Origin of the sequence: Spirosoma radiotolerans (assembly GCF_000974425.1) — a bacterium.
Taxonomy (GTDB): domain Bacteria; phylum Bacteroidota; class Bacteroidia; order Cytophagales; family Spirosomataceae; genus Spirosoma; species Spirosoma radiotolerans.
Map to the genome: position 1 here is coordinate 6,354,344 of NZ_CP010429.1, position 24,015 is coordinate 6,378,358.

General features: G+C 47.9%; 26 protein-coding genes. 19 read left to right on the forward strand and 7 right to left on the reverse strand.

The window, feature by feature from the left end; genetic code table 11:
* Nucleotides 1–36 precede the first annotated feature (36 nt).
* Nucleotides 37–942, forward strand: coding sequence for a glycerophosphodiester phosphodiesterase family protein (locus tag SD10_RS25845; RefSeq protein WP_179945477.1), 906 nt, complete (start codon nt 37–39; stop codon nt 940–942).
* Between the two features lie 71 nt (nt 943–1,013).
* Nucleotides 1,014–2,540: a GH3 auxin-responsive promoter family protein gene (locus tag SD10_RS25850; protein WP_046578007.1), complete on the forward strand. Its 1,527-nt coding sequence runs from the start codon at nt 1,014–1,016 to the stop codon at nt 2,538–2,540.
* Nucleotides 2,541–2,576: 36 nt separating this feature from the next.
* Here SD10_RS25850 and SD10_RS25855 read toward each other — a convergent pair whose 3' ends face one another.
* Together SD10_RS25855 and SD10_RS25860 are read right to left on the reverse strand one after the other, a co-directional pair.
* Nucleotides 2,577–3,050 (reverse strand): flavin reductase family protein, encoded by a 474-nt coding sequence (locus SD10_RS25855; RefSeq protein WP_046578009.1) that lies wholly within the window; start codon nt 3,048–3,050, stop codon nt 2,577–2,579.
* Nucleotides 3,051–3,103: 53 nt separating this feature from the next.
* Nucleotides 3,104–4,375 (reverse strand): hypothetical protein, encoded by a 1,272-nt coding sequence (locus SD10_RS25860; protein WP_046578011.1) that lies wholly within the window; start codon nt 4,373–4,375, stop codon nt 3,104–3,106.
* A 200-nt stretch (nt 4,376–4,575) separates the two neighbouring features.
* On the opposite strand from SD10_RS25860, the gene SD10_RS25865 reads away from it, so the two are divergent.
* On the forward strand, nt 4,576–5,835 hold the full coding sequence (locus tag SD10_RS25865) for a 4-hydroxy-3-methylbut-2-enyl diphosphate reductase (RefSeq protein ID WP_046578013.1): 1,260 nt from the start codon (nt 4,576–4,578) through the stop codon (nt 5,833–5,835).
* Between the two features lies 1 nt (nt 5,836).
* Here SD10_RS25865 and SD10_RS25870 read toward each other — a convergent pair whose 3' ends face one another.
* Together SD10_RS25870 and SD10_RS29255 are read right to left on the reverse strand one after the other, a co-directional pair.
* Nucleotides 5,837–7,537 (reverse strand): glycoside hydrolase family 10 protein, encoded by a 1,701-nt coding sequence (locus SD10_RS25870; protein ID WP_046578015.1) that lies wholly within the window; start codon nt 7,535–7,537, stop codon nt 5,837–5,839.
* Nucleotides 7,538–7,600: 63 nt separating this feature from the next.
* Nucleotides 7,601–7,750, reverse strand: coding sequence for a DUF2256 domain-containing protein (locus SD10_RS29255; RefSeq protein ID WP_082111693.1), 150 nt, complete (start codon nt 7,748–7,750; stop codon nt 7,601–7,603).
* 234 nt (nt 7,751–7,984) lie between these two features.
* Between SD10_RS29255 and SD10_RS25875 the strand changes: the two genes are divergently transcribed.
* Together SD10_RS25875 and SD10_RS25880 are read left to right on the forward strand one after the other, a co-directional pair.
* Nucleotides 7,985–8,278: a TIGR03643 family protein gene (locus tag SD10_RS25875; protein ID WP_046578016.1), complete on the forward strand. Its 294-nt coding sequence runs from the start codon at nt 7,985–7,987 to the stop codon at nt 8,276–8,278.
* 174 nt (nt 8,279–8,452) lie between these two features.
* Nucleotides 8,453–8,923 carry an Lrp/AsnC family transcriptional regulator gene (locus SD10_RS25880; protein WP_046578019.1) on the forward strand — a complete coding sequence of 157 codons (471 nt, stop codon included), beginning with the start codon at nt 8,453–8,455 and terminating at the stop codon, nt 8,921–8,923.
* Nucleotides 8,924–9,006: 83 nt separating this feature from the next.
* Here SD10_RS25880 and SD10_RS25885 read toward each other — a convergent pair whose 3' ends face one another.
* Nucleotides 9,007–10,224 carry a tetratricopeptide repeat protein gene (locus SD10_RS25885; RefSeq protein ID WP_046578020.1) on the reverse strand — a complete coding sequence of 406 codons (1,218 nt, stop codon included), beginning with the start codon at nt 10,222–10,224 and terminating at the stop codon, nt 9,007–9,009.
* Between the two features lie 129 nt (nt 10,225–10,353).
* Here SD10_RS25885 and hpt point away from each other — a divergent pair, with 129 nt between their 5' ends.
* Nucleotides 10,354–10,887, forward strand: a complete 534-nt coding sequence (gene hpt / locus SD10_RS25890) for a hypoxanthine phosphoribosyltransferase (RefSeq protein WP_046580175.1) — start codon at nt 10,354–10,356, stop codon at nt 10,885–10,887.
* Between the two features lie 67 nt (nt 10,888–10,954).
* Here the strand turns inward: hpt and SD10_RS25895 are convergent, their stop codons facing one another.
* Nucleotides 10,955–12,175 carry an NADH-quinone oxidoreductase subunit D gene (locus SD10_RS25895; protein ID WP_046578022.1) on the reverse strand — a complete coding sequence of 407 codons (1,221 nt, stop codon included), beginning with the start codon at nt 12,173–12,175 and terminating at the stop codon, nt 10,955–10,957.
* Nucleotides 12,176–12,372: 197 nt separating this feature from the next.
* Here SD10_RS25895 and rpmG point away from each other — a divergent pair, with 197 nt between their 5' ends.
* The 13 genes from rpmG (at nt 12,373) to SD10_RS25950 (ending at nt 23,212) form a co-directional block, all read left to right on the forward strand.
* Nucleotides 12,373–12,558 (forward strand): 50S ribosomal protein L33, encoded by a 186-nt coding sequence (gene rpmG / locus SD10_RS25900; protein ID WP_012929817.1) that lies wholly within the window; start codon nt 12,373–12,375, stop codon nt 12,556–12,558.
* Between the two features lie 95 nt (nt 12,559–12,653).
* A complete protein-coding gene (locus SD10_RS29260; protein WP_012929818.1) occupies nt 12,654–12,809 on the forward strand; it encodes a DUF4295 domain-containing protein in 156 nt (51 codons plus the stop codon).
* Nucleotides 12,810–12,985: 176 nt separating this feature from the next.
* Nucleotides 12,986–13,942 (forward strand): signal recognition particle-docking protein FtsY, encoded by a 957-nt coding sequence (gene ftsY / locus SD10_RS25905; protein WP_046578024.1) that lies wholly within the window; start codon nt 12,986–12,988, stop codon nt 13,940–13,942.
* Nucleotides 13,939–14,427, forward strand: coding sequence for a hypothetical protein (locus tag SD10_RS25910; RefSeq protein WP_046578025.1), 489 nt, complete (start codon nt 13,939–13,941; stop codon nt 14,425–14,427). Before ftsY ends, SD10_RS25910 begins: the two co-directional genes overlap by 4 nt.
* 65 nt (nt 14,428–14,492) lie before the next feature.
* Nucleotides 14,493–15,800, forward strand: coding sequence for a 30S ribosomal protein S12 methylthiotransferase RimO (gene rimO / locus SD10_RS25915; RefSeq protein ID WP_046578026.1), 1,308 nt, complete (start codon nt 14,493–14,495; stop codon nt 15,798–15,800).
* 10 nt (nt 15,801–15,810) lie between these two features.
* On the forward strand, nt 15,811–16,113 hold the full coding sequence (locus SD10_RS25920; RefSeq protein ID WP_046578028.1) for a nucleotidyltransferase family protein: 303 nt from the start codon (nt 15,811–15,813) through the stop codon (nt 16,111–16,113).
* 89 nt (nt 16,114–16,202) lie between these two features.
* Complete coding sequence (locus tag SD10_RS30570; RefSeq protein WP_394330481.1) at nt 16,203–16,433, forward strand: HepT-like ribonuclease domain-containing protein; 231 nt, start codon at nt 16,203–16,205, stop codon at nt 16,431–16,433.
* Nucleotides 16,434–16,531: 98 nt separating this feature from the next.
* Nucleotides 16,532–18,079, forward strand: coding sequence for a bacillithiol biosynthesis cysteine-adding enzyme BshC (bshC, locus tag SD10_RS25925; RefSeq protein ID WP_046578030.1), 1,548 nt, complete (start codon nt 16,532–16,534; stop codon nt 18,077–18,079).
* Nucleotides 18,080–18,109: 30 nt separating this feature from the next.
* The gene (locus tag SD10_RS25930; RefSeq protein ID WP_046578032.1) at nt 18,110–18,703 is read left to right on the forward strand and encodes a 5-formyltetrahydrofolate cyclo-ligase; all 594 of its coding nucleotides are present in this window, start codon (nt 18,110–18,112) and stop codon (nt 18,701–18,703) included.
* Between the two features lie 81 nt (nt 18,704–18,784).
* Entirely contained in the window at nt 18,785–19,474 is a 690-nt protein-coding gene (locus SD10_RS25935; RefSeq protein ID WP_046578034.1) for a hypothetical protein, read from the forward strand.
* Nucleotides 19,475–19,641: 167 nt separating this feature from the next.
* Nucleotides 19,642–20,655 (forward strand): aspartate-semialdehyde dehydrogenase, encoded by a 1,014-nt coding sequence (locus SD10_RS25940; protein WP_046578035.1) that lies wholly within the window; start codon nt 19,642–19,644, stop codon nt 20,653–20,655.
* Between the two features lie 113 nt (nt 20,656–20,768).
* Nucleotides 20,769–21,536 (forward strand): ABC transporter ATP-binding protein, encoded by a 768-nt coding sequence (locus tag SD10_RS25945; protein WP_046578037.1) that lies wholly within the window; start codon nt 20,769–20,771, stop codon nt 21,534–21,536.
* A 5-nt stretch (nt 21,537–21,541) separates the two neighbouring features.
* Nucleotides 21,542–23,212 (forward strand): hypothetical protein, encoded by a 1,671-nt coding sequence (locus tag SD10_RS25950; protein WP_046578038.1) that lies wholly within the window; start codon nt 21,542–21,544, stop codon nt 23,210–23,212.
* 21 nt (nt 23,213–23,233) lie between these two features.
* Here SD10_RS25950 and SD10_RS25955 read toward each other — a convergent pair whose 3' ends face one another.
* Nucleotides 23,234–23,662, reverse strand: coding sequence for an RrF2 family transcriptional regulator (locus SD10_RS25955; RefSeq protein WP_046578040.1), 429 nt, complete (start codon nt 23,660–23,662; stop codon nt 23,234–23,236).
* Nucleotides 23,663–24,015: the final 353 nt, after the last annotated feature.

Here is a 24,015-nt window from a genome sequence, read left to right on the forward strand (position 1 = left end):
AGAAACTGTACTTTTGACAGCCTATTCATTTGTTCTATGCGCTCGCTTGTCCTCCTGGTTTTCATGGCTCATGTTACTCTTATTCAGTCAGATTCATCGCCGTTCGACCTGGAGGGGCACCGGGGATGTCGGGGACTAATGCCCGAAAACACGATACCTGCCTTCTTGAAAGCAATCGATCTTGGTGTAACCACTCTTGAGATGGATGTAGTTATTAGTAAAGATCGGCAGGTAGTTGTTTCGCACGAACCTTATTTCAACTCGGCTTTCAGCATTGCTCCCAATGGCGTACCAGTCGATAAGAAAGAGCAGAAAAATCTGGTTCTTTACGAGATGGATTACGACGATATCAAGGGGTATGATGTCGGTTCAAACGGTAATCCCGCCTATCCGGAACAACAGAAGATCAAGGTTTACAAACCTTTGTTAAGCGAGGTAATCGAACAGACCGAAGCTTACCGAAAGGCAAAGGCTCTTCCCTCATTTTCGTACAATATTGAAATCAAAAGTGAACGTTCCGAGTATAACAAGAGCCAGCCAGAACCCGAGGCCTTTTGCGATCTGGTGCAGGCCGTACTGAAAAAACAACTGTTGGCAAAAAATATCGATCCGACACATATCGTTATTCAGAGCTTTGACTTTGCCATATTAAACCAATGGAAAAAAGGAATGCAGGCAGGCAAGTATCCTACCGTTCGGCTGTCGGCTTTGGTTGAAAACTTGCGGAGCCCGGAAAAAAACCTGAATGATCTTGGCTTCAAACCCGACATCTACAGCCCGCATTTTCGGCTGATCAGCCAGGATAAAATTACCCGGCTGCATCAGCAAGGAATTAAAATCATTCCCTGGACAGTCAACCAGCGCGACGACATGGAACGACTCAAAAGCTGGGGAGTCGATGGCTTGATTACCGATTACCCGGACCGGGCAAACGGATTATAAACCCTATCGGTCTGATTTACGTTTTCATCACTAACCTCCTCAATCTGGTTAGTTTATGTTATTTTAGCCCCATGACTGTTCTAAATACCACGCTCAAATGGCTCCTCCAACGGCGACTGCCGCGTATTGACGCCATGATGAAACAACCCGGTGCGGTGCAACAGAAGGTCTTTACTCAACTTATTCGGGCAGGCCGCCGAACAGAATGGGGGAAAAAGCACGCCTATAAATCCATTCAGACAATCCACGATTTTCAGCAACAGGTGCCTGTTTCGAGCTACGAAGATCTGTTCCCGTATATCGAACGGGTCATGAAAGGCGAAAGCAAGGTGTTATGGCCCTCGCCGGTGCGCTGGTTTGCCAAATCGTCGGGCACAACCAATGCCCGAAGCAAGTTTATCCCCGTTACGACCGAGTCACTCGACGAGAGCCATTTCAAAGGTGGCAAAGACATGATGGCTCTGTACGTGGCCAATAATCCGGACAGCCGGGCCTTCGAGGGAAAAGGCTTGTCCATCGGCGGCAGTCTCCACCCCAATACGCTCGGTACGAACAGTGCTGTTGGCGACGTATCGGCAGTGGTGATGGCGAATCTGCCCAGTTGGGCCCAGTATATCCGTACACCCTCTATTCAGGTTGCGTTGATGGATGAATGGGAAGCCAAACTGGAGCGCATGGCCGAGATCACATCGCAGGAAAACGTAACCAGTTTACTTGGTACGCCAACCTGGGGAATGGTGCTGATCGATAAAATTCTGGCCTTAACGGGTAAAGCCAATATTCTGGAAGTTTGGCCAAACTTTGAAGTAATGATGCACGGAGCCGTTAACTTCCAGCCTTACCGGGAGCTGTTCCAACACCACGTTTTTCCGTCGAAAGCCGTTCGTTATCAGGAAGTTTATAATGCCTCAGAAGGCTTTTTCGCCATCCAGGATGACCTGACCCGCGTGGGCGAAATGCTGCTGATGCTCGATTATGGCATTTTTTACGAGTTCGTTCCTCTCCAAGAAGCCGATCAACCCTACCCCAAGGCGCTCACGATTGATGAGGTCGAGTTAGATAAAAACTACGCCCTGATCGTTTCGACCAATGGGGGCTTATGGCGTTACAAAGTTGGCGACACGGTTCGGTTTACCTCCCTCTATCCACACCGGCTAAAAGTGAGTGGCCGTACCAAGCATTTCATCAATGCCTTTGGCGAAGAGGTTATTGTTGAAAACGCCGAAACAGCGATTACACAGGCCTGTGAGGCAACGGGAGCCGTTATCGCCGATTATACAGCTGGCCCAAATTACATGAGTAACGGCGCCAATGGCTGCCACGAATGGGTGATCGAGTTTACGCAGGAACCCGACAATCAGCAGCGGTTTAATCAAATCCTGGACGAAACCCTCCGGCAAATAAACTCTGACTACGACGCCAAACGGTACAATGACATGGTGCTCAAACGCCCCCGTATTCATGTCGTACCAGCGGGTACATTCTATGCCTGGATGAAACACCGGGGCAAAGTAGGCGGTCAGCATAAAGTGCCCCGGCTGGCTAATTCGCGCGAATATCTGGACGATATTTTGAAGGAAATGATGAATTATGAATGATCAGTGATTCGCTGATTCATTCAGGTTGAACGCACATTAGCCGCGTATCAGCTTCTTCGCTTTTAGAAACGAGTTCGTCATCACCGTTTTGTCTGGATTCAGCACGACTTGTTTGATTACGTCACAGATAAATAACTCGTGATCACCGGCGTCAGTGCTGTGCATCACGCGGCACTGCACATACCCAATGGCTTCCGTCAGGTACGGACAACCCCGTTCATCGAGGGCATGAGGCAGGTTTTTGAACTTGTCTTTGTCGCGCCCGGACTGCTGGCCAAGTTTACGAATCAACCCCGGCTGATCGTCGGCCAGTAAGTTTATGTTCAAGATACCGCTTTCCCGAACCAGTTCAATGGTATAATCGACTTTATACAGCGCGACGGCCAGCACCTTATTGCCCATATCTGTCTGCGTAAGCCAGGTAACGATGTTCGCGTTCCGCTTTCCATTGGCTATCGTTGTCACGCTGTGCACGTCGTAGTCTTTGTATTTTAACAGGCGTCTGGGCATGGGGTCTTGTTTACGTGTAGAGGTCGCTCTCGCTGGCAGCCTATCTTGTAGCATTACCGGTTCGCTTCAGACAACCAATGGAATTGCCGTTCGGCCAGTTGAAAATGGCGGTTTTGTCGTTTGAGCCCGATAACAACTGAATCATTCCGAATTTTTCCCCGCAGCTGAATTTGATTCGTATCGGGCATCGTGTAGGCCATGGTAAATAGCGCGGTTGTATCTGTGGCGAATTTTTTAAACGCTATCGTATGCGCTGCCGAATCGAGCTTATAACTGAAATAACCCCGACGGTAACGTTGCCGAAATAACGTATCTGCCGTGAGAATACTGCCTGAGTTATTTGCTTCAAAAACAACATCCTTCCAGCGTAAACTATCGACGGGAGTACCCTGAAACTGATCGACGGTGAAGAATCCGGTAGCCAGTTTTTTAGGCGCAGGTCCCTGGTCGGAAGAAGAAAAAAATTGGCTGATCGGCAGTACGAAAAACAGGAGTACAAACGCGATTTTCAACGCCAGTTGACTTCTTTTCATCCATTTTTTAGACAATACCAATCGAGGAGCGGCTTGCGTTGGTTTGTTGAAGACGAAGAAGTTCAACAAGCGTTTGGCATCGCCGATTAGCAAAAAATTACTCAGAAGAAACAGGTGAATAGAGAATATTTTGACGGGTATATCGTAGCAGAGGTTCATCATCATTACATTCAAGAACACACTGGCCGCTACGAAAGCTCCTAATGTGCTTGTACGACGGAATAGCAGCAGCACGCCAGCGACCACCTCAACCGCGCCCGAAAAAAATTGGTAAGGTGTTGAATATCCAATAAAATACCAGGCAAATCGCATGGGTAGAAGATCGCCCAACGGAGTAGCCAATGCACTCAACGGTGGAAATACCATCTGAAAACCAAACAGTTTAATTATTCCATAGCGCAAGGCCACCATGGCAATGTAATAGCAAACCAACACCAACAACCAGTAATACGCAGTGTTGTAGTTTGTACGTCTATCAATGATTGTCCAGATGATGGTACCCAGACATGCCACCGATAGAAAGAAACATAACTGGGCATATCCGTAGGATGTATCGCCACTGCCATTTAACGGCACCAGTACGTCCTTAATATGGAAGATGTATTCATTGCTCAGTCTGACTAGCCAATCCTCCACCCTACCGTAATAGTCACCGAGTAGATTTAGGCCGGGAATATCGCCCAGCCAACCCAGGGGAGACATGTACAGAAGGATATAAATGCAGCTAAAGCGAAAGAGGAGTTTGGCCCATCCGGTCCAGGCAGTAACCAATTGAGTAGACGAAGTTGTCATGTATAGTTAAAATACGTTTGACGGTGATGGTGCCGTGTTTCTCAAATATAACAAAAGCCAACTCTGTCCGCTACAGGCCAATGCCGTTCGTCGTTACCTTTGCATCGAACGAAGGCTTTTGCTCTGTTGTTCTCTACGTAAATGATCCTTACTGAGTTGACAGGCGTACTTTGCTTCTCACTCGTTCGCTTTTTGTGTCAATGAAATCGTTCGATATACCTGAGTATTACCGCAGCAGCATTATTACCCCCCTGAAAGAGTTTAGGCGGAAGCAGGACAAACTGAAACGGGATTTCACCCCTACCCTACTTGATTTTGGGCCAATCAGGCTGCTGATCGCACGGCATTTCGGCTTCTGCTATGGTGTCGAAAACGCGGTTGAGATTGCATATAAAGCCATTGCAGAAAACCCAGGTAAGCGCATTTTTTTGCTTAGTGAAATGATCCATAATCCCGATGTCAATGCTGATTTGCAGGACAGGGGCGTCCGATTTATTATGGATACAAGCGGGCGGCAACTCATTCCATGGTCGGAACTAGCACCAGAGGATGTGGTGATCATCCCGGCTTTCGGGACAACGCTGGAAACACAAAGTCAACTGTCGGCATTAGGGCTCAATATTGAGAAATACGATACGACCTGCCCTTTTGTCGAAAAAGTGTGGAATAAGGCGAGTCAGATTGGTCTGAAAAATTATACCGTGATTGTCCACGGGAAGCCGAGTCACGAAGAAACCCGCGCCACGTTCTCCCACAGCAAAGAAGCGGCTCCTACGGTTGTGGTCAAGGACATGGCCCAGACACAACGGCTGGCCAAATACATCACAGGCGAGTTACCCATCGAAGAATTCTACACTGAGTTTGACGGCCAGTTCTCTGTTGGTTTCGACCCAACCCGCGACTTACAACGTATTGGCGTTGTGAATCAAACGACAATGCTGGCTTCTGATACACAGAGCATTGCCGATTATCTGAAGCAGGTAATGACCCAGAAGTATTCGTTAACAGCCGACACGGTAGAGGCTCATTTCGCTAACACACGCGATACGCTTTGTTACGCTACCAACGATAATCAGGATGCCACCTACGCACTACTGAACTACCCGGCCGATTTCGCCATCGTGGCGGGGGGCTACAACTCCTCCAATACATCGCACATTGTTGAACTCTGCGAACAGAAATTGCCGACTTACTTTATTGAATCGGAACAGAAGATTTTATCGGCTACATTGATCCGTCACTTCGATGGGCATACCAAGCAGGAAATCGTAACCGAAAACTTCATTCCCCAACCGAATGGTTCTGAACTAAATAGCCCATTATCCAACCCAGTTACGGTCCTATTAACCTGTGGAGCCTCCTGCCCCGACGCGGTTGTTGAAGGTATTCTGTTCAAGCTTGTGAGTTTTTTCCCTACGGCCCGGCCCGTAGAGGACGTTGTTCGGGCGTTTGTGCAGTAAATTAAGGCACTTTTATTGACACCTCCCGGCTTTCGTTCTGAAGCCGATCGAGAGCTGTGAGTACGTAGGTGTATTTCTTTTTAGGATCAGCCGTCTTATCCAGAAAGCGGGTAGATGATTCGCCGGTGCATCTCCCCAATATATAGCGGGGGTCGTTGGTGAGCAAACGCGGTCGGCGTCCTTCAAATCGGTAGATAAGATAAGCACTGGCCTCGTCACCATCGCTGGCTTCGGCCGATTGCTCCCAATATAATTCAACACCCTCAGCTGTCATGGCCGCCTTTACATCGCGGGGTGGCAAGGGAGGAATACTATCCAGCCACGTCATTGTTGGTACAAGTGCCGGATGCCGGTAGAAATTTGTCTGTAACGAATCCCGAATGGCGAGTGGGTTGATCTGTAAATTTTTAGCGCTGAAGAATATGCTTCCCTTTACGACCTGCTGCTGCCGGTTATAGCGCATCTGATCTGGAAATTCCGTGGGTCGCCACCAACCGGGGTCCCGTTCAGAACCTCGCCCGACCCGGTAGGCACCATGCCCAATGTACAGATGACAATTACCGGGGCAGTTTCGTGTCCACCATTCCACCAGTGTTTTATAGGGGGCTCTATTGAACTCTGAACTAAAGTAAACCTGAGGCACGATATAGTCGATCAGCCCCTCACGCACCCATTTTCGGGTGTCGGCATAAATTTCATAATAGGATTGTCCGCCGTTGGTGGCAGAGCCATCCGGGTCACTGCTTTGGTTTTTCCAGATGCCAAACGGGCTAATGCCAAACTTTACCCAGGGCTTGTTTGCCCGAATGGAATCCCGCAACTCCTTGACGAGTTTTGTCACATTATCGCGTCGCCAGTCGGCCTTGGTCATGCCGTTGTAATTCGCTTTGTAGGTGCTATCATCACGCAACACCTGACCTGGTTCGGCATATGGGTAAAAATAATCATCGAAGTGAATCCCGTCTACGTCATATTCGCGAACAACGTTCGCCACAATACCCGCAATGTAGGAGCGAACGGCTGGCAGGCCGAGGTTAAAAAGTTTTTTGCCGCCGTAATTCAACATCCATTCCGGTTTACGGTAAATGATGTTTGTTGGCGCAATGCTGGCCGTTTTGCCGAACGTGGCCCGGTCCAGATTAAACCAGGCATGAAATTCGAGTCCGCGCTGGTGCGCCTGCTCAATCATAAATTCCAGCGGATCATAAAAAGGCTCAGGTGGTAATCCCTGTTGCCCCGTCAGCCACTCCGACCAGGGCTCTGAACTTCGGGCGTAAAACGCATCGGCGGCCGACCGCACCTGCACAACAACCGCATTAAGGCCCATTTGCTGGTGCTGATCGAACATAGACAAAATTTCGCGTTGTTGATCGGCAACGGGCAATCCTTTTTTGCTTGGCCAGTCAATATTATTAACCGTCGCAATCCATACCGCCCGAAACTCCCGTTTTGGGGGCGCGGGTGTCAGGTCAGTTACTTCATCAAAAGGAAGTGTATCAGCCGGAGCAACAAGAACCTTAGGGACAACAGGCTTGGGGGCAGGTGGTTTTACAGCAACTGGTTTTTCGGGAGCTGGCACAACCACAACAGGACGCGCGGGTTTAGGGGCAGGCTTCTTTGTCACAACAACGGGCTTGGCGTGCCGACAACCAGTGACAAGGAGAATGAAAAACAATAGACTACTGTAAGCAATCAGACGCATTGGGCAGTGTAGGTTAACTGCCAAAATTAACGATAGTCGGGCACACCTTAGCCTACTTTACGGTCAATTCTGTCTTTTTCCATTTGCCCGGCACGCGTCGCTACAGTATACGACGTTATCCCAGTCACGCTCCCATTTTTTGCGCCAGGTAAACGGTCGATTGCATACGGGGCATATTTTCGTTGGCAAATCTGTCTTTTTACGCATTTTCATACAGCAAGAACATTTGTCTTCCGCAACAAGTTTTTTGACTTATGCACGTTGTGAAGGCTAGTGCTCTTTTACAGACCCACACCCAGTATCATCCTGTTCATGCCATTCGGTCTATTTGCCGAACTGGTTAGTTTTGAGAAACCTCATTGGGTCAGATCCCAGCATGTGGTTTCGCTAATTCAATCGAGATCTGTATACTATCAGGCATTTTAATTTATTTATAGTGCTACTATTATGAAATCACCAACAACAAGTATACTCCTATCAGACGCTGATATTGACCGCATCGTAGAAATGGCCTGGGAAGACCGGACTCCTTTCGAGGCTATCCAGGCGCAATTTGGTCTGGCCGAACAGGACGTTATCGACCTGATGCGTCGGGAGTTAAAACAGGCCTCGTGGCGGAGATGGCGGGCGCGTGTACAAGGACGTTCGACGAAACACGTAACTTTATCAGCGGTTACAGATGCCCGATTCAAGTCAGCTCAACAGCGCGCAATTTCCCTGAACAAGGTTAGTAAACGGTAATCTTCCTGATTTGGCATCTGGCTTAATATACTTACTTTTGTGCCGATTTAAAACATTATTGGCACTATTTGTTCTGTGATTTGAATCAATCCAATAAGTTTTAAGAATTTTCTATTTCAAAAGGTGGTAGCTTTGCGCCATCCTGTAACACAGTATTAATAGACTGCATCATTTATGTCGAGCCAGAAATTAGATCAGATAGATCGAAACGTATTAGAAATTCTCCAGGCAAACGCTAAAATCACCAACGCTCAGCTTTCTAAAGAAATAGGCCTTTCGCCCGCACCAACTCTCGAACGCGTTAAGAAGCTCGAAACATCGGGCATTATTCAGAGCTACCATGCTCAGTTAAACCGCGAGAAAATCGGTCTTGGCGTAACAACATTTGTTATGGTTACGCTTGTCGGTCATAAGAAAGAGACCACAATGTCGTTTGTCGAAAAAGTTAACGAAATCGCCGAAATCATAGAGTGTCACCACATTACCGGATCGGGCGACTTTCTACTTAAAGTAATCGCGAAAGATATTTCGTCTTATCAGGGGCTGATGCTTGATGTGATTAACGAAATCGATGAGGTAGCCAGCACACAGACGATGGTGATCATGTCTACCTTCAAGGAGAGCAAAGTGTTGCCAATTCCTTAATACGTGTGATGTATGATATATGACGTATGGTATATGAGAAAAAAATACACCATATATCATATATCATACATACCTACCTAGACTTACTCTTTTCTTTTTCTCCGTTCTTCGCGTCTTGATTTCTTAGCGTCGTCCAGCGCCTTTTTTGCCTCTTTATACTGACTGGATTTTCGCTCGGCCTTATCGAGCACTTCCTTGAAATACGTTTGCGCGAGATCGTAATTTTTCTCATCGTTCGCAATCTTGGCCAGTCCCACCAGCGACGACAAGTAATAGCCTGCATTCGTGGCATTGGTCTGTTTGGCATACTCAACCGCCTTCTGGTAATTTACCTTTGCCTCCGGTATGTTCTTGTAAAACAACTGGTTAATGTAAGCCAGAATATAAGCGGCTGTGCGCCCACTTACGCCTTCATAACCCGACTGAGTGCGGTCAACTTTTGCCAGAATATCTTTAGAGATCCGTTCAGCTTCTGCCAGCCGCCCCGTCACAAAGGCCGATCGGGCATAGTATCGTTCGAAAAATGGGTTGTCGGGATATTGCTCGTACATGTATTTCGACATCTCATAGGCCTTATCGTACTGGTTCTCCATGCTGTAAATCTGAACCAGAAAATACCGGGCCTCCACACGTGTGTAGAAGGCCGTATTGGCCGTCTTCTCCAGTTCTTTGATCCCACTTGCTTTATTGCCTTTGGGAAAAAACATCAGAATAGGCTTCAGCAGCGGGTAATTCTCCGGAATCCACTGGGCGTAGTAGTTGTACATGCCATCGCCAAACAGCAACTCGGGACTAAAATCGGCGTTGCCTTTGCACTTCTCGAAATACTTAAGCGCGTTTTTACCGGCGAACGTCGCCTTCGTCCACTTTTTACGTTCGGAGTATAAACGCCCCTTAAACGCATAAGCCGCAGCCAGAAAAAATGAGGGCTCTAATTTGTTTTCACTGTCGTCATAAAGCTTCTCGGCCAGCGTAATGGTTGTATCCATGTAAGCAATACATTGGCTGTCGTAGTCCGTTATGTCCGTATTCGGCACAATTTTCCACCACTCGGCCAAGCCCATCAGAAAGTACGGCATTGGATGCTTGGGATAACGCACCCGCAGCCACCTGAACTCTTTGTCTGCTTCGTAAAATTTATAGTTATACATCAGATTGATGGCCTCCGCCGACTCAATCTGAACCCCGGGATGTTTCAGCAGCCCATCGTATTTTTTATCAAACGCCGACGGGTCGTAGAGCTGGGCATGCACTAAAGAGGCCATACCGAGTAGCCATACCGTCAACAATATCTTATTCATTCGTTCAGTTTAGCGTTAGTAGTATATGAACGCAATCTGCTGTCAGTCCGTTTGCCTACGCTTATTTTTCGGCAAATTTTTGTCCGCTAACCTGGCATCAGCGTATCTTTGACGAGCCAAGACGCCGATATGATAACGATCAAAGACAAAACATTTGTCCCGTTTATTCCCGCCGATGCCATTCAGGACCGCATTCAGGAATTAGCCAAGCAAATCAATCAGGAGTATGCCGATAAACAACCACTCATTGTGGTCGTTCTCAACGGTGCTTTTCTTTTCGCAGCCGACCTGGTTAAACACCTGACGATTCCCTGCGAAATCACCTTCATTCGGGTAGCCTCTTATCAGGCCACTGAATCCAGCGGTCAGGTCAAAGAGATTTTGGGATTGAGTGAATCCCTTGAAGGCCGTGATCTGATTGTTGTCGAAGACATTGTGGATACAGGTCTGACCTTGCGCCAGGTCTGTGCCCAGCTTCGGGAGAAAGCCCCGGCATCACTTTCCATCGCTACGCTATTATTTAAGCCAACCGCCCTTAAAGAAGCCCTCGACTTACGGTACGTTGGTTTCGAGATCGAAAACCGATTTGTGCTGGGCTATGGGCTTGATTATGACGGCCTGGGCCGGAACACGCAGGATGTATTTGTTCTTTCTGAGGAGTGAGGAGTTGCTGACGCGAGCGCGGTCCGGCGCTCTGGTTGCCCCGGATGGCTTCTCACGTCTACCACTGTTACCGGTCCACTTCGCCCATAACTACGTCAATGGAACCAATAATGGCCACTAAATCGGCCAGCATGGCTCCTTTACTGATTTCACTAATGACCGATAGGTTGTGAAAACAGCATGACCGGGCCTTGCAGCGCACGGGTACATCAGATTTCCCATCGGTTCGAAAAAAGAAACCCAGTTCGCCTTTGGAGCTTTCGGCACGGGCGTAGAAGTCCATCGCCTTTGGCCGAATTTTCTTGGGCACTACAGCCTGTGGATCATACTCGCGGGTACGTTTATGATCGCCGAGCAGCTGATCGAGGCATTGCTCCACAATTCGGATAGACTCATGGCACTCCAGCACGCGAACATTGTTCCGATCCCAGCAGTCGCCAACGGTCCCCATTTTTCCTTCGCCAATGGGAATAGCAAAGTCCAGCTCGGGATACACCGAGTAGCCGTCTACCCGGCGGAGGTCATACCGCAACCCCGACCCTCGCAGCATGGGACCCGTGCAGCCATAATCGATAGCCACCGACAGGGGTAAAACACCCACGTTTGCCGTGCGTTTTACGAAGATTTCGTTTTCAATGACCAGTTGCTTCAATTCGACCAGCTTAGGTTTCAGGTAGGAAATAAACTCCCGGCACCGCTCCTCAAAGCCAACGGGCAAGTCATAAAAAAGGCCACCCACCCAAATGTAATTGTAGAGCATTCGGGCACCACTAACCCATTCGAGCAGGCGCTGAATATGTTCCCGGTCGCGCATGAGCCACAGAAAAGGTGTGTAGGCACCAATGTCGAGCGCATAAGTACCAATGCCGACAAAATGCGCGGCAATCCGATTCAGTTCCGCGACCAGCACCCGGATGTATTCGGTTCGTTTAGGAATATCGTTCTGAATCCCAAGCATTTTCTCTACGCCCATCACAAAAGCGTGTTCGGAATTCATAGCAGCCAGATAGTCGAGCCGGTCAACGAAAGGGATGGTCTGGTTGAACGGAAGCGACTGGGCGTGTTTTTCAAAGCAGCGATGCAGATAGCCCAAATGCGGTACCACATCAACAATGATCTCGCCATTGGTGACGACTTCAAACCGCAACACACCGTGGGTCGACGGATGCTGTGGCCCCATGTTCAGAATCATTTCGCCCTCATCAAGCATTTCGGGTTGGTAAACACTCGGTTCCGATGCCTTAAAGTGTCCTGGTGCGTACTCGTATTGTATTGTTTGTGTCGTCATTATCAGTACTGAACAGCAAGATGCTGTTTGGTATATAGCTACCCCAAAGGTCGAAAGTGAGTGCTCGAAAGCCAAACGTCAGTACGCTTTTCTGAAGTCATCTACCGAAAAACACCTATTTTTTTCTAACAAGCTCTTTGTCAAGTGAAAGCCATTGCGTACCTTTGCGCTCCTTATCGAGAAAACGAACTTTAGCAATGGCAAAGAAAGGCGCCAATAGAATCCAGGTTATTCTGGAATGCACCGAGCAGAAAGACAGCGGTGTTCCCGGCATGTCCCGGTACATTACTACGAAAAACCGGAAGAACACGCCGGCTCGTATCGAGCGGAAAAAGTATAATCCGTTCCTCAAGAAAGTAACGCTGCACAAAGAAATTAAATAGGTTTCTGGTTTATAGTATTCCGTTTACGGTGGGTCGAATACGTCTGACACCGCATCCGAAAATTGATAACCGTAAACCGTAACTAAACAATCGACATGGCAAAAAAGGTAGTTGCAACCCTGAAAACGAAGGACAACGGCAAGGCATTCGCTAAAATCATTAAAGCCGTTAAATCGCCTAAAACTGGCGCCTATACCTTCAAAGAAGAAATGGTCCCGGTTGACGAAGTACAGGCTGCGCTGAAAAGCTAGGCATTGAAAAGTCAGCTTCCTGCACGAAGATATTTGTCCCACAGCCCTCACCGGTTCTGTGGGACTTTTTTTTATTAAAAAATAGTTAAGTCAGGTAACGGCACTACCAGTTACAGCTTACCGGAAAAACGCCATTCTATCTGACTATTAACTGACCAATTCACTGACTCTACCTTATGGCCCTATTTGGTTTATTTTCAAAGGAAAAGAAAGAAACGCTCGACAAAGGCTTAGAGAAAACAAAAGATAGCTTTTTTTCTAAACTCGGCCGGGCCGTGGTTGGAAAGTCCACTGTCGACGAAGAGGTTCTGGACGAAGTCGAAAACGTGCTCATTTCGTCGGATGTGGGTGTTGAAACAACAGTTAAAATTATCCGTAGAATCGAAGAACGTGTTGCCCGTGATAAATATGTGGGGACAGAAGAACTGGACCGGATTCTACGCGAGGAAATAGCAGGTTTGCTATCAGACAGTAATACGGTTGATGTAACAGACGACTTTTCGCTACCCGCTGGCATAAAGCCCTACGTAATCATGGTGGTGGGCGTGAATGGCGTTGGTAAAACGACGACTATTGGTAAACTGGCGGCTCAATTTCACAAGCGCGGTAAAAAAGTGGTGCTGGGTGCAGGAGATACGTTCAGGGCAGCCGCCGTTGATCAGCTCAAACTGTGGGGTGATCGGGTGGGCGTTCCGGTTATTTCGCACGGCATGAATACCGACCCGTCAGCCGTTGCTTTCGATGCCGTGAAAAAAGCAACCGAGATTGGTGCCGATGTTGTGATCATCGACACTGCCGGACGCTTGCACACGAAAATTAACCTGATGAACGAGCTAACCAAAATAAAGCGCGTGATGCAAAAATTCACGCCCGATGCACCGCATGAAGTGCTGCTGGTTCTCGACGGTTCGACCGGACAAAACGCGTTCATCCAGGCAACCGAGTTCACCAAAGCAACGGAGGTAACGGCACTAGCCATCACCAAGCTGGATGGTACGGCCAAAGGGGGCGTTGTGATCGGCATTTCGGACCAGTTCAGGATTCCGGTCAAATACATTGGTGTCGGCGAAAAAATTGATGATCTCCAGACGTTCAATAAAATGGAGTTTGTAGATTCGTTTTTCAAGAAATGAACAGTAAATCATTTGTTTACCTGGTACTTCTTCTGTTTTGCCTATCATCTACCGTTTCGGCCCAGAAAGCTCCCCATCGGAAAGTGGCTAAACTGGTTAGCAAGCAGGGCATATGTGGCATTGTTGTTGAGAAACGGGGGAATTATATGCCTAGCCCCGACTCGCCCCGGCAAAATCCTGACGGAGCGCCGGTTGAGCGTGAAGTGCTGATTTTTCCGTTGTTAAATAGAAGCCAGATAGAAGCTGGTGAAAATGGGTTCATCAATTCCGTTGGCGAAGCAAAGCCCGTAAAAACGGTGAAATCTGGGAAGGACGGCAAATTCTGTGTAAGCCTACCGATTGGGCAATACACCGTCATGGTTCGAGAAGAAAAGGGTTTGTATGCCAACCTGTCCGACAGTAAGAATAACATATTCCCGGTCAGCGTTCAGAGAAACAAGTCGGTTACAGTAACGGTGGCCATTACTCACCAGGCTGTATTTTGAGTAACGCGGACATCCTGTCCGCCCTTATTTGCCTAATACTGCGGACAGGATGTCCGCGTTACAAAATGAAAACCAAAGGAATACGTACCAATAAAATCAATATTGTCACGCTCGGTTGTTCAAAGAACCTGGTGGATTCGGAGGTGCTTTTTACGCAACTCAAGGGTAACGGCATGAATGTGACCCACGAATCAAAAAAAGACGACGCTAACATCGTTGTCATTAATACGTGTGGCTTCATTGACAACGCCAAGGAAGAATCCATCAATACCATTCTGCGCTATGTCGATGCGAAGGATGCGGGTATCGTCGATAAGGTTTATGTGACGGGCTGTCTTTCGCACCGCTACAAAGACGAACTCGAAGTAGAAATGCCAACCGTTGACGCCTGGTTTGGTACTAACGAGTTACCCCGAATGCTGAAAACGCTCCGGGCTGATTACAAGCATGAGCTCGTTGGCGAACGGTTGCTCACCACCCCGGCTCACTTTGCCTATCTCAAAATTGCCGAAGGCTGCGACCGCCCCTGTTCGTTTTGTGCTATTCCGCTCATGCGGGGTGGTCACGTATCTCGCCCGTTTGAGGAGCTTTTGACCGAAGCCCGGTCTCTTGCCCGACGCGGTACGAAAGAACTGATTCTGATTGCGCAGGACTTGACTTACTACGGACTCGATCTATACAAAAAACGTAACCTCGCCGAGTTGGTTGATAAACTGGCCGACGTTGAGGGTATCGACTGGATTCGGTTACAGTATGCCTACCCATCAGGCTTCCCGATGGACGTGCTGGACGTGATGCGCGAGCGGTCAAACGTCTGCAACTACCTGGATATGCCCCTGCAAACTGGCTCTACGGAGTTGCTGAAGATTATGCGTCGGGGAATTACCCGGGAGAAAACCGAAAGCTTGATCCATACAATTCGCGAACGTGTTCCCGGTATTACCCTCCGTACAACCCTCATTGCGGGTCACCCCGGCGAAACGGAGGCTATGTTTCAGGAAACCTACGACTTTGTTGAACGGATGCGCTTTGATCGACTGGGTGTGTTTGCCTATTCGCATGAAGATGATACCCACTCGTTTTCGATGCCCGACGATATTCCAGCCGAGATCAAGCAGGAGCGCGTGGATGAATTGATGGAAGTGCAGCAGGGCATTTCGCAGGAACTGAACCAGCAGAAAATCGGGAATACATACAAGGTACTATTCGACCGGAAAGAAGGGGGCTACTTTATCGGGCGTACCGAAGCCGATTCACCCGAAGTTGATAACGAAGTATTGGTTCCTGCTACGCAATACGTCCGGCTGGGCGATTTCGCTAACGTGTGTATTGACCGGGCGGAGGAGTTTGATTTGTACGGAGAAGTCGTTTAATGTCCAGTCTATGAAACTGACGCCGAGCGAATTACAGGTTATACACCATTATTTGCAGGATAAGCCTGTTGTAAAAGCGTATGTATTCGGTTCCTACGCTCATGACGAAGCGGATACGCAGAGCGACCTTGATTTACTGGTAGAACTCGATTACAGCCAGCCGATTGGATTGCAATTCGTTGGGATGAAACTTGATCTGGAAGAACAGCTAAATAAAGCCGTCGACTTAGTATCTACCCATGGGTTATCGCCCCGAATCAGCCCCTTCATTGACCAAGACAAAAAACTAATTTATGAGAGGGAGGTTCGGTGACAAGCAACGAGCATGCCCTCGATGCCATAACTTAAATTGAAACGTATGTGCTGAACCACACATATGCCCAGTTTCAGGAAAACTCAATGATGCGATTTTCCCGTGTTAAGCAACTAGAAATTATTGGCGAAGCCTGTAATCACGTCGATTCATCGGTAAAGGATACGTTCCCGGAAGTGGAATGGCGTAAAATAACAGGTTTACGACACATTCTTGTACATGAATATTTTGGGATTGATCCAGCGCTCGTATGGGATGTGACTACCGACGACATGCCAAAGTTAAAATCATTATTAATTCGTATTGTTAGGACTTTATAATTCAGAACTAATCTGAAACGTTAATCCGGCAAACTCCCATCGAACCTTGCCGGATTTTTCGTTGTTAAAATCCGGTAAACGCAACCCCCGCCTACCGCATGGACTGTCAGTACCTGCCGCTTGCCTCAACCGGCCAGTTTTCTTCCCTTTTCCTTGATTACATTTCCAATAAAGACAGCTTAAAACCTTTTTATGGTCGCTTTCCTGACCTTGCAGCTTTCAAGGGACAGATTGACGAGAAAACGTTTAGTGAGTCCAACAGGCAAGTTTTAGTCGATGCTCTCGAGCGGCAGTACCAGTCGTTCGAGAACAAACCGGATTTTTCCATACTTCTCCAGCCCAATACATTTACGGTTACTACGGGACATCAGCTTAATATTTTTACCGGGCCGCTCTACATCATTTATAAACTCATCACGACGATAAATTTGGCCAGAAAGCTCAAAGCAGCTTATCCCAGCTACAATTTCGTGCCGGTTTACTGGATGGCTACCGAAGATCACGACTTTGCCGAAATAAACCATTTCTCGCTGATGGGCAACAATTATGCCTGGCAAACAGAACAGCGTGGAGCGGTTGGCCGGATGAATCCGCAGGAATTAAAGACTCTTTTTGCCCAAATTCCCGAAAAACTGTCTCTCTTTGAAACGGCTTACCTGAAACACACTACCCTGGCCGACGCAGCTCGTTATTACGTAAATGAGCTTTTCGGAGCCGAAGGGCTGGTTTGTTTGGATGCTGACGATGCAGCGCTGAAACGGATTTTTGTCCCCGTTATGCGGGATGAGATTATCCATCAGCAATCGGGTGAATTGGTGCAAACAAGAACCAAAGAGCTTGAAAAACTAGGGTACAAAACGGTTATTGCACCTCGTGATATCAATCTGTTTTATCTGGATGACCAGATTCGGGAACGCATTGAGCGCAAGGAAGACGGAACATATCGGGTACTTCACACGAAAGTAAAATTTTCGGAAAGCGAATTGTTAGCTCTGCTGGATGAGCATCCAGAGAAGTTTAGCCCAAACGTAGTGCTACGTCCTTTGTATCAGGAAACTATTCTGCCTAACCTGGCCTACATTGGCGGCCCATCGGAGGTGCCCTACTGGTTGCAGTTAAAGAGCGTGTTCGAACAGTACAAAACGGCCTTCCCGATTTTGATGCCACGGAATTTTGCTATGTACGTTTCGGCTGTAAGCTCTAAACGTATTCGCAAACTGGGCCTCACACCCGAACAACTATTTCAGGATACACTCGCCCTCAAGCGGGAATTTATCGAAACCCACACCCGGCATATCTTAAAATTCGATAACGAGAATAAAACCATTAATAAAGCGCTCGATGCCATCCTGCACAAAGCGCAAATGGTTGATCCAACGCTCGAAAAGGCGGTTTTAGCCGAAACCAAACGATTTGCCAACGCGGTTACCGGACTCGAAAAGAAAATGCGCCGAGCCGAAGAGCGTAATCAGGAAACGGGGATTCGGCAGTTGCTGGCTGTCAAAAATGACCTTTTCCCAAACGGAGGACTTCAGGAGCGGAGTGAAAACTTCCTGACGTTTTACCTGAATGACCGGCAGTTCCTGCAAAAAATGATGTCAGTCTTTGATCCATTTAATTATCAAATGCAGCTCTGCCTGGAGTAACATTTAAGCAGGTAGCACCCACCTAATTTTATGACCAAAGCTGAGTTGCGTCAGGCGTTTTTAGCTAAACGGAAAGCCTTTACAGCCGCCGAAGTTAGCCGAGACAGCCAACGCATAGCCAATAACTTCTTTACCTATCTTGAGCAGCATGACCTCGATGATAGCTTGGCAGTCGTGCATACATTTCTACCGATTAAACGACGTAACGAAGTAGATACCTGGCCTATTATTAATCAGATCTGGACGAACTTCCCCCATATCCAGGTTAGTGTACCGGTCACCGATGAATATACGAACCAACTGATTAATTATACGCTGTTTCCATCTACGGCGCTGGTAGAAAGTAGACTGGGCATTCCTGAACCCGCCATTGGCAGCCGGTATGAAACGGACCTTACCCAAGTAAGCATTGTCTTAGTGCCCTTGTTGGTATTCGACCAGTCTGGTCACCGTGTGGGCTATGGCGGTGGTTATTATGACCGTTTTCTGGCCAACGATGTACCGCATAGTCTCAAAATTGGCCTGTCGCTTTTTGAGCCAGTCGAACAGATTGATGACCTTGAATACACCGACGTAAAACTGGACGTTTGCATCTCCCCTACTCAAACGAGCATCTTTAATTAAGTCTATTTAATCAATATTTATTCATTTTTTAATTGGCTCGACTGCTGATTCTTTATACCTTTCTTAAAAGAATCAACGACCATGAAAAGACTTCTCCTTATACTCTCATTTTGCTCATACCATCTTTGGGCACAGCAAGTTACAATACCGCCCCCGGTCCAGACCGAAAATCTCAAACCTATTGACAGCGAATTAATCCCTTCGTACCATGGTCGGTATGGCCAGCAGGTAAAAACGCAGTACACCTATGATGGCCTCGATGTTCGACACGCCAAAGATTTGGGCCAGTACATTTATGCATCTGGCAATCCCGACGCCATTCGTGAATTCAACCACTATATTAGCAGTCGACATACGGGTGGCTGGCTCATTGCAGGTGGCATTACTACGGCTATTATCGGGGCAGTTATTATGGGCTCCAATGGACCGGGAAGCGATGGAAAGTTCACAATGCAACAACCTATCTATTGCCCGACGGGCTACGCTTGTGGTGGAACTGGCATCAGCGGTACCGTTTATGGAGGAGGTATTGCCGGTTACCAGACAGTGACGGACAGTCAGCGGCAAAATTCTTACGCTAAGGGCGGAGTTTTTATGATAGGTGGAGCTATACTGGCCGGAATTGGCTGGGGATTAAACATGCCCGGGCAGCATTTGCGTCGATCGGTGCAGTATTATAACCGAGCCTTACGGCAACAGGGTGTCTCCTGGCGGCTCACGCCTTACTCCTCCTGGTCTAATGCAGGTGTGGGTCTGGTTGGGCACTTCTAACTTTTTTAAATGATAATTCCTGTCCGTCAAAGTTTTACCCTATTTTTGCAGGCCAATTAGCACGCGGGCGTTGGTTCATACCAACAGACCCGTTTTTATTAACTAAATAAAGCGGATTTCACGGCATCAGCCTGCACGGGCGACGCCGGGGCATCTGCATCAAAACAATGAAAATCGCAGTCGTTGGGGCTACTGGCTTGGTCGGTAGCGAAATCCTGAAGGTGCTCGCCGAGCGCAACTTCCCCGTGTCAGAACTTATTCCCGTCGCTTCCGAGCGGTCGGTTGGTAAACAGGTTGAGTTCAAGGGTAAATCATACACGGTCGTTAGCTTCGAGGATGCCATTGCTGCCAAACCCGCCATTGCGATTTTTTCGGCGGGTGGCAGTACGTCACTTTCGCTGGCACCTAAGTTTGCCGAAGCCGGTATTACGGTTATCGACAACTCGTCGGCATGGCGCATGGACCCCAGCAAGAAACTGGTCGTTCCTGAAATCAACGCCAATACACTGACACCCGAAGACAAGATCATTGCCAACCCAAACTGCTCAACCATTCAGATGGTCGTTGCCCTGAAACCGCTCCATGATCGTTTTACTGTTAAGCGGGTGGTGGTTTCTACATACCAGTCAGTTACGGGTACGGGGAAAGCCGCCGTCGATCAGCTTTTTGCTGAACGGACAGGCCAGCAGGACGTTGAAAAAGTATACCCGCACCCTATCGATCTGAATGTGTTGCCCCATATCGACGTCTTCCTCGACAATGGCTATACCAAAGAGGAAATGAAAATGGTCAACGAAACCAAGAAAATCATGGGCGATGATTCTATTCAGGTTACGGCGACTACGGTTCGTATTCCAACCATTGGTGGGCACTCGGAAGCGGTCAACGTTGAATTTGAAAATGAGTTTGAGGTCAGCGAAGTCGTTGACTTACTGACCAAGGCCGAAGGGATTGTGGTGCAGGACGACCCAGCGAATAAAATTTACCCAATGCCGCTGACGGCCCATGGTAAAGATGAGGTGTTTGTCGGTCGTATTCGTCGTGACGAAAGCCAACCAAAAACACTGAATATGTGGATTGTGGCAGACAACCTCCGGAAAGGTGCCGCAACCAATGCTGTACAGATCGCCGAATACTTAATGAAGCATAACCTGGTTGAAAGCGAAGCCGTCGCTGTGTAACCATTCTTCCTGGTTTCTTATCGAAAGTCCCGTTTAGCTGGTTGCTGAACGGGACTTTTTGCGTAGATTTAATTTAGGTTTTCTCCTTGAGAAATTTATTCCCTACACCTGAAATGTCCGTCATCCAACTCCAGAATATCTATAAATCCTACGAGGCAACGCCCGTTTTAAAAGGCATTGACCTGAACGTGTCGGCGGGACAAATTGTGGGCTACATTGGCCCCAATGGTGCCGGGAAGTCAACCACCATCAAGATTCTGATTGGTATGCTCCCCGATTTCAGCGGAGAAGCCACGGTGCTGGGCATGAACGTAAAGACCCAGTCGCTCGAAATTAAGCGCCGGGTTGGTTATGTACCCGAAAACGCGGCCCTGTATGACACCCTGACCCCGCTGGAGTATCTTCAGTTTATTGGTCAATTGTATGCCCTGGACCCACTCCACATTGAGCGAAAAGCACTGGAGTTGCTTCGTCTGTTTCAGCTCAGCGACCATGCCAATGCCCGCATGACAACTTTCTCGAAGGGAATGCGACAGAAAGTACTGCTCATTTCGGGCCTTCTGCATAACCCGGACGTTATATTTCTGGATGAACCGCTCTCGGGCCTGGATGCCAATGCCGTTGTGCTGATTAAGGAAATCATGCGGCAATTGGTAAATGATGGCAAAACCATTTTTTATAGTTCGCACATCATGGACGTGGTCGAGAAGATTTCGGATCGAATCGTCATCATTAATCAGGGCCAGATTATTGCCGATGGCACCTTTGCCGAGCTACAGCACCAGCGCCCCGAGTCGCTCGAACAACTGTTTGCTCAATTAACTGGAAGCGATGGCCAGTCGGGTATTGCTGAAGAGTTTGTTCACGCCCTCAAAAATTAATCAGGATGACAAGTCTTACTTTATGGCTCCTTGACCGGGTGAAACCACTATTTTGGTTATTGGGAGCTGACTATGGCCAGTTGAGGGCCATTGTACAGGTAAAACTAATAATGGATAACCGCCGGAGTTTCGTTAGTCTGGGGCGATATGGCAAGCCCTCGGCAGAAAACAACAGCAATTTTACCCGTGTTCTAATCATCTACACCATTATTGGTAGCCTGATTAGCGTGAGTATGCTGGCCATATCCGAGCATGACAAGCTGTTTTTGCCACTTACATTACAGTTTTCCTACATCATGGCCTTATGCGCCATGACGCTTATTACCGATTTTTCGTCGGTCATTATGGACTCTTCTGACAACCAGATTATTTTGCCCCGCCCCGTTGATAACCGTACCCTGTGGCTGGCCCGGATTGTCCACATAACCACCTATTTGTTCGCCATTGCGCTATCCTTATCGATAGGAGGCATCTTGTTTCTAGCGTATGAGTTTGATGCTGTTGTAGGGCTGGTCTTCTTGGCAATGAGCTTGTTGTCGGCCGTTTTGATGGTCTTTCTGACCAACGTGTTTTACCTGATTCTGATGCGGTTCATCAGCGAAGAGAAATTGCGTGAGGTGATCAACTATTTTCAGATTGTGATGGCTATTCTGTTCTACGGCGGCTATCAATTGTTGCCCCGGCTGCTTAATTCGCAGGACATGCTGGCCCAAACCATCGTCCATCAATGGTGGCATTACCTGATTCCACCGATGTGGATGGCGGGCACAGTCGATATGCTAATTCGCCCTATACTAGATACCACTCACCTGATTTATGGGACGCTGGCAGTCGTGATGCCATTCGGTGGCCTATGGTTTATGAATCGGTTTTTAACCGCGGGCTTTACCCAAAAATTAAGTCGTATCGACCGGGAGAGCGTCCCAGAGGCCTCGGCCACTACGGGCCAGCGAACGCAATCGGGCCAAACCAACTGGCTTGACGTACTATCCAGTTGGTTTACAACCAATCCGCTCGAACGAGCCGCCTTTACATTTACCTGGCGAGTGACTGGCCGTGACCGTAAATTCAAACTTAAAACCTACCCTCAATTGGGCTTTGGGTTTGCCTATGTCGTCGCCATGTCCTTTCAGCGAGGCAGCCTTGGCTCGAGTGGCTTTTTCTACCTCTTCGCGCTCTATTTTGCGGGACTCTACGTGATGGTTGCCCAGTATCAACTGGGTATTTCCGACAATTATCGGGCGGCTTGGGTGTACGGAAGCACTCCTATCAGACTCCCTGGAGATGTTCTTTCTGGTTCCTTGAAAGCCTTGATCATTAAACTTCTTCTGCCGTTTTACGCCCTGTTGTCGGGTTACATTCTATATCGCTACGGCCTCGACAAAATCAGCGATGTGTTGCTAGCCTTTAGCAACTCGCTGGTTATGCTGCTGTGCACGGCGTTATTGTCTATTCGCTTCATGCCGTTTTCGGTAGCGCCCGATACCTTAAAGCAAAACAATACAGCCCGGGGATTGCTCACCAGCCTTGTTCTGGGTATTGTCGGGTTCTCTCACTATGGCCTGACGATTTTGCCCTACGGAACCTGGATAGCCCTGCCATTTTCTGTTGCTCTGTTTTTGGTTCTTTTGCAGCAGTACAAAAAGACGACCTGGGGCAGCATTCAGATGGGTTGATGGCAACCTACCTACCCATTATTAGATTAGCTGACCATTTGCCAGTGCAAACTGTCGCAAGGTAACCTGTTCATAAACAGCCAGATTAGCATCCCGTACCTGTACCATCAAGGGCCGGATAACGCAGGTTTCTTCGTCGACACAATCGTCACAACGCACGTAAAAATGCTTTGACACACAGGGTGTTGGCGCAATGGGCCCATCAATGATACGTAATACCTGTGCCAGATTTACCTGCTGTGGATCCAGTCGTAGCATGTAGCCGCCCCCTTTACCTTTCTGACTTTGTAACAAGCCATGGTTGCGAAGATCCAGCAGAATGGCTTCCAGAAATTTCTGAGGAATGTTTTCCTTGGCGGAGATATGGGCAATTAAAATTGGCCCTCGTCCATACTCCTCGGTAAGAACTTTCAAGGCCTTAAAGGCATATTTCGCTTTTTTGGAGATCATAACGGTGTTAAATTTTAGAATGGCGCATCATGCTTGTCCGTTGATGGGTGCCGTTACCTTTATCTGCTTGCTGTCTACCAACCTACAAAGCGGCCCATCCAGCAGTTGACAAGGAATCGATAATAACCCGCCGTTATTTGTATATACCCTATAGAATAAATAGAATAATTAAATAAGATACGGTCACCAACACACAAAGTTGTTAACAGTATGGAAAATTACAAAGCCAATAGACCTATTTATAATTCATATTAAGTGATAGGTAGCTTCACATATGAAAGCGATGTTGGTAAGTACTTAAAATAATGTTGAAGAAAATAAATTATATAAAAAGCATGAAAACAACGTCCTCA

Coding starts and splice junctions, on each gene's coding strand:
- SD10_RS25845 (WP_179945477.1), top strand. CDS start 37: ATGCGCTCGCTTGTCCTCCTGGTTTTCATGGCTCATGTTACTCTTATT.
- SD10_RS25850 (WP_046578007.1), top strand. CDS start 1,014: ATGACTGTTCTAAATACCACGCTCAAATGGCTCCTCCAACGGCGACTG.
- SD10_RS25855 (WP_046578009.1), bottom strand. CDS start 3,050: ATGCCCAGACGCCTGTTAAAATACAAAGACTACGACGTGCACAGCGTG.
- SD10_RS25860 (WP_046578011.1), bottom strand. CDS start 4,375: ATGACAACTTCGTCTACTCAATTGGTTACTGCCTGGACCGGATGGGCC.
- SD10_RS25865 (WP_046578013.1), top strand. CDS start 4,576: ATGAAATCGTTCGATATACCTGAGTATTACCGCAGCAGCATTATTACC.
- SD10_RS25870 (WP_046578015.1), bottom strand. CDS start 7,537: ATGCGTCTGATTGCTTACAGTAGTCTATTGTTTTTCATTCTCCTTGTC.
- SD10_RS29255 (WP_082111693.1), bottom strand. CDS start 7,750: ATGAAAATGCGTAAAAAGACAGATTTGCCAACGAAAATATGCCCCGTA.
- SD10_RS25875 (WP_046578016.1), top strand. CDS start 7,985: ATGAAATCACCAACAACAAGTATACTCCTATCAGACGCTGATATTGAC.
- SD10_RS25880 (WP_046578019.1), top strand. CDS start 8,453: ATGTCGAGCCAGAAATTAGATCAGATAGATCGAAACGTATTAGAAATT.
- SD10_RS25885 (WP_046578020.1), bottom strand. CDS start 10,224: ATGAATAAGATATTGTTGACGGTATGGCTACTCGGTATGGCCTCTTTA.
- hpt (WP_046580175.1), top strand. CDS start 10,354: ATGATAACGATCAAAGACAAAACATTTGTCCCGTTTATTCCCGCCGAT.
- SD10_RS25895 (WP_046578022.1), bottom strand. CDS start 12,175: ATGACGACACAAACAATACAATACGAGTACGCACCAGGACACTTTAAG.
- rpmG (WP_012929817.1), top strand. CDS start 12,373: ATGGCAAAGAAAGGCGCCAATAGAATCCAGGTTATTCTGGAATGCACC.
- SD10_RS29260 (WP_012929818.1), top strand. CDS start 12,654: ATGGCAAAAAAGGTAGTTGCAACCCTGAAAACGAAGGACAACGGCAAG.
- ftsY (WP_046578024.1), top strand. CDS start 12,986: ATGGCCCTATTTGGTTTATTTTCAAAGGAAAAGAAAGAAACGCTCGAC.
- SD10_RS25910 (WP_046578025.1), top strand. CDS start 13,939: ATGAACAGTAAATCATTTGTTTACCTGGTACTTCTTCTGTTTTGCCTA.
- rimO (WP_046578026.1), top strand. CDS start 14,493: ATGAAAACCAAAGGAATACGTACCAATAAAATCAATATTGTCACGCTC.
- SD10_RS25920 (WP_046578028.1), top strand. CDS start 15,811: ATGAAACTGACGCCGAGCGAATTACAGGTTATACACCATTATTTGCAG.
- SD10_RS30570 (WP_394330481.1), top strand. CDS start 16,203: ATGCGATTTTCCCGTGTTAAGCAACTAGAAATTATTGGCGAAGCCTGT.
- bshC (WP_046578030.1), top strand. CDS start 16,532: ATGGACTGTCAGTACCTGCCGCTTGCCTCAACCGGCCAGTTTTCTTCC.
- SD10_RS25930 (WP_046578032.1), top strand. CDS start 18,110: ATGACCAAAGCTGAGTTGCGTCAGGCGTTTTTAGCTAAACGGAAAGCC.
- SD10_RS25935 (WP_046578034.1), top strand. CDS start 18,785: ATGAAAAGACTTCTCCTTATACTCTCATTTTGCTCATACCATCTTTGG.
- SD10_RS25940 (WP_046578035.1), top strand. CDS start 19,642: ATGAAAATCGCAGTCGTTGGGGCTACTGGCTTGGTCGGTAGCGAAATC.
- SD10_RS25945 (WP_046578037.1), top strand. CDS start 20,769: ATGTCCGTCATCCAACTCCAGAATATCTATAAATCCTACGAGGCAACG.
- SD10_RS25950 (WP_046578038.1), top strand. CDS start 21,542: ATGACAAGTCTTACTTTATGGCTCCTTGACCGGGTGAAACCACTATTT.
- SD10_RS25955 (WP_046578040.1), bottom strand. CDS start 23,662: ATGATCTCCAAAAAAGCGAAATATGCCTTTAAGGCCTTGAAAGTTCTT.